Origin of the sequence: Entomohabitans teleogrylli, from assembly GCF_001484765.1 — a bacterium.
Taxonomy (GTDB): Bacteria; Pseudomonadota; Gammaproteobacteria; order Enterobacterales; family Enterobacteriaceae; genus Entomohabitans; species Entomohabitans teleogrylli.
The window spans coordinates 1-7,593 of record NZ_LLXO01000066.1 but is presented as its reverse complement, the minus strand read 5'-3'; the positions used below and the strand labels follow the sequence as shown (position 1 = coordinate 7,593).

Here is a 7,593-nt window from a genome sequence, read left to right as displayed (position 1 = left end):
TTGATTTGGCGATTGATCAGATCGCTCAATTCGGACTGAGTTCCATCAAAGTGATCTACTATTCGGCGCAGCTATTTAGATTATCCGTGGCGATTCATTTTCTTCAAAATACTTAACCTCATGATATGATAAATAGAGGGTGTTTTTATCATAAAAAAGGAATTCTATCAATGTATATATCATCAATAATAAAGCATAAAACTACAAGTGAGAGGGATGCCGCAATAGCTCTTGATCGGGCTCTGAGCAGGGTAGGAAAAGACAGTAAAAGTGTACTGAATGATGTAAAGGCGGGGGTTGAGAGAGCGTCATGGTATAGCTCTTGTCTTTTCGATAAATATCAGGATATATGTTCTGAGTTGAAATCCGAGGATGCCAGATTCATTAAATCTATATTCGAAATATATAAATGAATAGACATTATTGCAGATATAATGCAAATGTACATCGAAGATGAACTCACGTCCTTTAGGGCCTGGAGGATGTCAATCACATCACTACAAGGTAGGGCGGGCTGTAATCACAGAGTACCCGCCTGAATCATCAGCTACATTTCCATTAATGTTCGCGAGCAGGATGAGGAGGCGGATAATCAAAATCAACCTTGATCGGCTCCGCATAACAGCTGTTCCATAGCTGACTGTAAAGCGCATCCACGCGCTCGGCCATTGACGCACTATTCAGCACCAGCTCAATGTTGCGTGAGTTATCAAAATAGCCCCCGCTCCAGTTGCTGGTTCCCACCCAGGCCGTCGAACCGTCGATAGTCATCAACTTACTGTGAACCACCCTCGCAAACGGGATAAATCCACGGCTGGCGGGAGGGATCGTCACCACCTTCAGCTGAACGTTAGACACCAGTGACAGGCTCTTTAACCAGAACACATCCGGCTTCTTCAGATTCCAGTTCGCCACCATCAGTTCAACCTGCACACCACGCGCTGCCGCGCTGCGCAGGGCGTTATCAATGGGGGCGTAAAAGGAGCGCTTCCCCTTTTCTCCCCACGTTAGCGGAGCATAATCCATCACCTGTACCCGGATCCGCGATTTGGCGTTGGCCAGCAGACGCGGCAGTTCAACCTGCGAGTCAATCACCCCACTCGGGTTATAATCGCGCGGGCTGGCAACCAAATAATTGCCCTGCGGAGCCGATTTCGGCACCAGCCCCGCCAGCTTCGGCACTGGCTTATTTTTCTCAAGCAGGGCCTGCGCCTGCCAGTCCTGATCGAAAATAGCCTGAATCTGCCGCACCGTTTGCGCATCGCTGATGCGCAGACCGGTCTCCTGGATCTGTTCCAGCGCGCGCCAGTCAAAATTCTGGCTACCGACAAAGGCTTCTTTGCCATCCACCAGCAGATACTTGGCGTGGACAATACCGCCGGTCAGCCGATGGAATGGAATAATCCGCAGCTCTAGGTTCGGGATCGCTTTCAGGGCCGTCAGCGTTTCCGGCGTTGAAAGGCCCACGCCCTTCTCCTCCATCAGAAAACGAATTTTTACTCCACGCTCCCCGGCGGCCCGCAGACGTGCCAGAACCCCATCCAGCAGAGAGCCTTTTTCATTCGCCACATAAAACTGCGCCAGATCGATATGGCTGTGCGCCGCATCGAACATCTGCTGCCAGACCTCGGCGGCATGACGTAAGTCGTTATTCTGTAAGGTGGTTTCCTGCGGCGCGTTATACACCAACTCGTAGCCGGGTATGGAGAACGCCGCCCATACAGGCTGGCTTAACAGCATCCAGCTTCCCGCCAGCGCGCTCATCAAGCGGCCAGCCGGCCATCCGCATTGACGATGTTCAGGCATAGCGCTGCGCCTCGTGGCCTTCCCAACGTTTGCCGCCCTGCTCCGGACGGCTGACCGGGCTGCCAGCACGGATCAGCAGCACTTTCAGCAGTTCGTTGATCCGCTCCATTCGGCTTTGCAAATAGTTATTGCCCACCAGGCACAGTAGCGCAATCGAAATCCCCAGGCCGGTGGCATACAGTGCGGTCCCCATGCCGGCGGAAACCATGCTGGCATCGGAGACGCCGGAGGCGGAAAGGGCCTTAAAGGTATCCATAATACCGAGGATCGTCCCCAGCAGGCCCAGCAGCGGCGCGGCGGTCACAACGGTTTCAAGCATCCACAGTCCACGCGACATCTGCGGTTTGCTTAACAGGTACTGAGCGTCGATGAGATCGCTCATCGCCTCGCGGTCTTCTACCGTCTGCTTTTTCTCCAGCACCGGCAGAATAAGGGTCAGAGGGAGGCTAGTGCGCCCGGTCAGCGATTCCGGCAGGTCCGACACGCAGCGAACGTCCCCCGTCAGTGCCTTTTCAAAGCGCAAAGCCTGACACTGGGCCCATGAAAAATAGAGGCTGCGTTCAACCAGTATCACCACGGCGATCGCCAGCGCGGCGTACATAACGTAGAAAATAATGTCGTGAATCAGATTGGCATCCATCAGAGTGCCCTCCGGTTAATTAAAAGGTTGCTTCCAGCGAGACGCTAAAGGTGCGCTCTTCGCCAACGTTGTAGTACGGGGTACTGGCCTTCACGCCGTCGTAAACCGCCGCGTTAAAAGTCGTTGAACGGACGGAGGTCAGGTACTGTTTATCAAACAGGTTATCGATGCCAAAGCGCAGGGTGGCGCTTTTAACAATCTTTTTATCCACCGGCAGATGCACGCCCGCAGCGACATCAAAGACCGTGCGCCCGCCGATTTTTTCGTCGTTGGTCAAATCGCCGTAGAATGAACTGACGTATTTGCCGCCGAAGCTGGCGTAGTAGAGACCATCGTTATAGCCCAGCGATGCATTAAGCATGTTTTTCGGTACGTTCGGCACCGTTTTGCCCGCCGTTGGCAGCGGATGTCCACCGTTGCTCACAATGTCATCTTTCTGTTCGGAATGGGTGTAGGTATAAGAGGTGTAGTAATTGAAGTTGTACGGCAGCTTACCGCTCCACTCCAGCTCCAGACCTTTACTCTCCACGCTGCCGATGTTCATCATTTCGTAGTCACCATCCGCATTGGTGGTCGAAATCTGCCGGTCGGTATAACGCATATAGAAGAGCGTCGCGCTCAGCAGCATATCTTCGCGCTGAAAACGCCAGCCCAGTTCGTGGTTCCAGCTCAGCTCAGGTTTGGTGCTGATCGAATCGCCGACGTTATAGAGCACGTAGTTGGGTGGCGTACGCATGTTGCGCGTCAAGTTATAGAACAGCTGGTTTTCGCTATCCGGCTTATAGCTGATGCTAATGTTCGGCAGGAATTCATGGTAGGTCGCCTGGCGTTTTTCCGGAGCGCTATACAGACTGCCTTTATTATCGCCTTTACGCTCGACATACTGATAAGCCAGCCCGCCCACAAGCGTCCAGTCCGGCGTCACGAACCAGCTATCCTGAAGCCATACTTTGTGCGCTGGAGTAACCGTGTACTGGTTACGCCCCTGTACCGTATTGCCGTTAGCGTCTTTGACCTGATCGGAGCCGCCCGGTTTGCCGGAAACGTTCGCCGGGTTGCCATCGTCCTGGATGCTAATAAACGGCTGAGTCTGCGACTGTCGCGCGCGCTCATACCAGTAACCGATATCCAGGCTGTGCTCGTCATTAATATCCCACTTCAATTTTGTGGTAACGCCCGGTCGCCAAGTCTGGGTCCACGAAGGCCGGTAGTAGGTACTGGAGGTCAGGCTGCTGAGATCGTATTGTCCGGCGGTATCAGAAGTACTAGATAGGACCGAGGCTGTTTGTCCGGTAAAACTGCCGCCGTTACCCCAGTAGTAATAGGGCTGAACGGTTAACGCGAGATTATCGCGCAGCTGTAAGTGCTGAGAAAAAGAGAGGGTGAAGGTTTCGAACGGATTACGGTTCAGCTTATAATATTTGCTCAGCTGGCCTTTGCTGTTATAGACCCGGGTGGTCGAGTAGTCCTGGCGTGGGTCTTTTTCGAACTGCGCTTTACTCAGGGTGTTATAGTTGCTGTTATCCTGACGGTTATATTTCATGATCAGGTTGCTGCTGTTACCGTTACTATCCTCGTACAGTGAGTTCATTTCAAACTTATCGGAATAATTACGCCCCTCCCCGCGCCATTTTTTGGCTTCAGTATGCGAGTACGAGAGCCAGTTGCTGAAACCGTTGTACTCACCGGTCTCCAAACGAGCAAAAGTTTTGCTGAGGTTATGGCTACCAAGCGTTTGTTTGACGAAGCCGCCAAACGCCTTTGAAGGACGTTTTGCCACAAGGCCAATATTGCCGCCGCTGGAACCAATATGCGGGCCGTCAGCCTCGGAAGATCCCTGGGTGACAAAGATCTGCTCAAGGTTTTCCGCATCGCCCAGCAAGTTGGGGTAGACTGCATAGTTGCCGGAGTCGTTAATCGGGATGCCATCCATCGACAGGCCGATCTGATCCGAGTTCATCCCGCGCATGGTGTAGTCGATACCGCTCAGGCCGCTGGCGTCATTGCTGTTGACGTTCATTCCCGTCGTATATTTCAGCATGTCAATAGCGTTGCTGGCGCCGGGGGCTTTATCCATCGCCTCTTTGGTCAGGGTGGAACGAGCTTTGCCGCTGTCTTCCTGCACCATCAGACCGCCGCCGAGCGATTGCCCCTTAACGTTAATCTCCCCCACGTCGCTGCTTTCCGCCGCCAGCGAGGACGCTGATAACAAGGCCGACACCACGGCTAACGCAATCCCAGAACAATTAAAGTTTTTCATTACTTTTCCTGTAAAAACAAATGATTAATTAGGTTTATGGCGCCTGATAATTAAACGTCGCGGTAAATTTTTTGCTTCTTTGTCCGGCAAAAACCTCTTCAGGAAAGGGCTTCAGCTGACTGATGCTTTGCAGGGAACTAAGCGCAGCGCGATTGAGCAGCATGTTCGGCGCCCTGCTGGCAATACCGGAAGCCAGCACTCTGCCGCTGCGGTCAACCTCCAGCCAGACCTCCACGTTGCCCTGCGGGCGCTCCAGCGAAGCCTGACGGCCGCTCGGGTAGCGCTTGTGCTGCTCCAGCGCGCGGCGCAGCGCCTGCAGGTAGCCGTTTTCCGCCGCCTGCGCGTTCTCCTTCGGCGCCGAAGGAGAACGCGGCGCGGCCGGTTTACTCACCGGGCTACGAACGGCGGCGGACTGCGGAGCCGCGCGCGCCTGAGGTTTCGGCGCTTTTTCCTTAACAACCGGTTTAGGCTTGGCTTTCGGTTTAACAACCGATTTGGCCTGGATAATTGGCTTTGGCGCAGGAACGACGGATTCAGCGACCACCTCCGGTTCCGGCTCAGGTTGAATTTGCGGCGGTGTTTCCGGCAGCGGTTCCGGGACAGGCTCCGGCTGCAGCGGTTCGGGTTCAGCCAGCGACAGTTCCATGACCGTATCGTCGTAATGCGGTTTTACCTGCAGCACCGCCTGCTGGCCGGCAAACAGTAAGCATCCGGCGACGACGATGGCGGGTAGCCAGCTAACAACGTGACGTGAGCGATAAAGCAGATACATATCACTGCTTCCGTGTGGCAATGGAAATGGAGAAGAAACCACCCTGACGCAGGGTATCCATCACGGCGATCAGGCGTTCCACCGCAACCTCTTTATCGCTGTTCACGATAATGGAGGTGGTTTGGTTTTCCTGCTGCTGTTGCTTCAGGGTATTGACCAGCGTATTAAGGGGCAGCGGCTGGCCATCAAGCTGCAGCAGGTCGCCGGCGCCGAGGGTGATAATGGCTTTTTTTTGCGGTTTAAGCTGTTGGGCGCTACCGGCCGACGGCAGTTGCGTTTTCAAGCCTAGAGCCGGGATCACATTCAGGCTAATCAGGACAAAGAAAACCAGTAAAAACATCATCACATCGATCATCGGGATCAGTTCGATATGGGCTTTAGTCTTTTTAGGCTCATTCCAGTTACGCATGGCACTCTCCCCAAAAATTGAAGGGACCAATTATAGAAGCGCTTTGTTTATTTTTTGTTTCAAATTTATTATTTTATTATTGTAACCAACTCATTGTTTGTGAGAAAACAACTATCTATACCCGATTAACCTGAAGATGTATAAATAGACCCGTTTTAGTTCCATGCATTTTTTGAGATGCTGGCCAAATAATGGTGTTGTCGATATTCCTCTGGCGTCATTGGAGATCTAGCTGGCTGCTTTAAAATAAAGCTGAGAGTGTCTGGTTTTCGTTTAATTTACAAGGTTATCGATGACGAGATTTTTATATAGGTGGTCGCAGTAGGCAAATGGGAAGACGAAAAAACCTATGAAACGACCCGAAAACGTCTTTCATAAAAGAAATACAAAAGTTTACATTTTTATTTCTTCTGTCAGAGAAAATAAATCCTTCCCCGTGCTCACCCCGGGTTTTCTCAAAACCGAATCTGCAGCATTTACCCGGTGCACCATAACCCCCCGTCTTTCAGGTCGGGGAAATAAGGCGCGGTTTTCTACCTAACCAGGTTTCACGGCACGACAAATACATCAAAATATTGTAGAATGATTATATAATATATTGATATTTAAAATAAATATCATTTTCGGTACTTTGAGGTGTATAGCATTTGCTATATGTTTGTGTTGTGTTATTCTTGTATATCAATTGCTATACAAGAGAAGTGTGTATGAAATCAGATGTTCAACTCAACCTAAGAGCTAAAGAGTCTCAGAGGGCACTCATCGATGCCGCTGCAGAGATCCTTCATAAATCGCGAACCGACTTTATCCTGGAGATGGCCTGCAAGGCTGCGGAGAACGTGATCCTTGATCGCCGTGTTTTCAATTTTAACGACGAACAGTATGCAGAGTTCATGGATATGCTCGATGCACCAGTCGAGGATGAACCCGCCATTAATAAACTACTGGCAAGGAAACCTCAGTGGGGCGTATAACTGCGCCGGAGCCGTTATCCAGCTCCCATAAGCTGGCTGAGTTCGTCAGTGGTGAAACAGTTCTCGATGAATGGTTAAAACAGAGAGGTTTAAAAAATCAGGCTCTTGGCGCTGCCCGAACGTTCGTTGTTTGCAAGACGGGTACGAAGCAAGTAGCTGGTTTTTACTCTTTGGCCACCGGTAGCGTTAACCATACGGAAGCGACAGGCAGTCTTCGGCGTAACATGCCAGATCCTATACCGGTGATTATACTTGCTCGCTTGGCGGTAGATTTCTCATTGCACGGAAAAGGGGTTGGTGCCGATTTACTTCACGATGCGGTTCTACGCTGTTATCGCGTAGCTGAGAATATTGGAGTTCGTGCGATAATTGTTCACGCGCTTACTGAAGAAGCCAAAGGTTTCTATACTCACCATGGGTTTAAGGCCTCGCAAACTCATGAGCGGACTCTGTTTCTTAAGCTTCCATGACTGGTTACTGGAGTAGGGAAGTAGCTGATGCCATCATAACATATTAATTATTATGGTATTTACATCAAATTTAACATAATCTTTGTTATGCGCACCAAAATTGTAACCCCAATATTCTGATGTCACTTTTAACCCATTTCTGTTGTTCAATGTATTGGCAGATGACGGATATTGGCGTACCTCCGCAGCTACTGGCAAAATAGCTGGGACTCCACAAAATGAATCGCCACGGGTTTAACAGACACCTCGGAGTCATTTAAGA

7 protein-coding genes and 2 pseudogenes are annotated in these 7,593 nt (G+C 51.1%); 3 read left to right on the top strand and 6 right to left on the bottom strand.

Going from position 1 to position 7,593, the window contains the following annotated elements:
* Positions 1-558: 558 nt before the first annotated feature.
* From AQ981_RS25095 to AQ981_RS25075, 5 genes are read right to left on the bottom strand one after another with little or no spacing between them, the layout of a single operon-like run.
* A complete protein-coding gene (locus AQ981_RS25095) occupies positions 559-1,806 on the bottom strand; it encodes a phospholipase D-like domain-containing protein (RefSeq protein WP_058914487.1) in 1,248 nt (415 codons plus the stop codon).
* The gene (locus tag AQ981_RS25090; RefSeq protein ID WP_058914486.1) at positions 1,799-2,446 is read right to left on the bottom strand and encodes a MotA/TolQ/ExbB proton channel family protein; all 648 of its coding nucleotides are present in this window, start codon (positions 2,444-2,446) and stop codon (positions 1,799-1,801) included. Before AQ981_RS25090 ends, AQ981_RS25095 begins: the two co-directional genes overlap by 8 nt.
* A 19-nt stretch (positions 2,447-2,465) precedes the next feature.
* Positions 2,466-4,706, bottom strand: a complete 2,241-nt coding sequence (locus tag AQ981_RS25085; protein ID WP_058914485.1) for a TonB-dependent receptor family protein — start codon at positions 4,704-4,706, stop codon at positions 2,466-2,468.
* A 34-nt stretch (positions 4,707-4,740) separates the two neighbouring features.
* Positions 4,741-5,478, bottom strand: coding sequence for a TonB family protein (locus AQ981_RS25080; protein ID WP_058914484.1), 738 nt, complete (start codon positions 5,476-5,478; stop codon positions 4,741-4,743).
* Position 5,479: 1 nt separating this feature from the next.
* A complete protein-coding gene (locus AQ981_RS25075; protein ID WP_058914483.1) occupies positions 5,480-5,887 on the bottom strand; it encodes an ExbD/TolR family protein in 408 nt (135 codons plus the stop codon).
* Between the two features lie 207 nt (positions 5,888-6,094).
* Between AQ981_RS25075 and AQ981_RS28320 the strand changes: the two are divergent.
* The 3 genes and pseudogenes from AQ981_RS28320 to AQ981_RS25065 all read left to right on the top strand — a co-directional run.
* A pseudogene (locus AQ981_RS28320) lies at positions 6,095-6,265 on the top strand (type II toxin-antitoxin system RelE family toxin); the annotation flags it as partial.
* 329 nt (positions 6,266-6,594) lie between these two features.
* Positions 6,595-6,861 carry a type II toxin-antitoxin system TacA family antitoxin gene (locus tag AQ981_RS25070; RefSeq protein WP_058914482.1) on the top strand — a complete coding sequence of 89 codons (267 nt, stop codon included), beginning with the start codon at positions 6,595-6,597 and terminating at the stop codon, positions 6,859-6,861.
* On the top strand, positions 6,849-7,331 hold the full coding sequence (locus AQ981_RS25065; RefSeq protein ID WP_058914481.1) for a GNAT family N-acetyltransferase: 483 nt from the start codon (positions 6,849-6,851) through the stop codon (positions 7,329-7,331). The genes AQ981_RS25070 and AQ981_RS25065 overlap by 13 nt, the downstream gene beginning before the upstream one ends.
* An 85-nt stretch (positions 7,332-7,416) precedes the next feature.
* Here the strand turns inward: AQ981_RS25065 and AQ981_RS26685 are convergent.
* Positions 7,417-7,560 (bottom strand): annotated as a pseudogene (locus AQ981_RS26685) (transposase); the annotation flags it as partial.
* Positions 7,561-7,593: the final 33 nt, after the last annotated feature.

What these genes read in the sequence shown, in the direction of transcription:
- AQ981_RS25075 (WP_058914483.1), bottom strand. Translation starts at nt 5,887, where the DNA reads ATGCGTAACTGGAATGAGCCTAAAAAGACTAAAGCCCATATCGAACTG.
- AQ981_RS25070 (WP_058914482.1), top strand. Translation starts at nt 6,595, where the DNA reads ATGAAATCAGATGTTCAACTCAACCTAAGAGCTAAAGAGTCTCAGAGG.
- AQ981_RS25095 (WP_058914487.1), bottom strand. Translation starts at nt 1,806, where the DNA reads ATGCCTGAACATCGTCAATGCGGATGGCCGGCTGGCCGCTTGATGAGC.
- AQ981_RS25090 (WP_058914486.1), bottom strand. Translation starts at nt 2,446, where the DNA reads ATGGATGCCAATCTGATTCACGACATTATTTTCTACGTTATGTACGCC.
- AQ981_RS25080 (WP_058914484.1), bottom strand. Translation starts at nt 5,478, where the DNA reads ATGTATCTGCTTTATCGCTCACGTCACGTTGTTAGCTGGCTACCCGCC.
- AQ981_RS25085 (WP_058914485.1), bottom strand. Translation starts at nt 4,706, where the DNA reads ATGAAAAACTTTAATTGTTCTGGGATTGCGTTAGCCGTGGTGTCGGCC.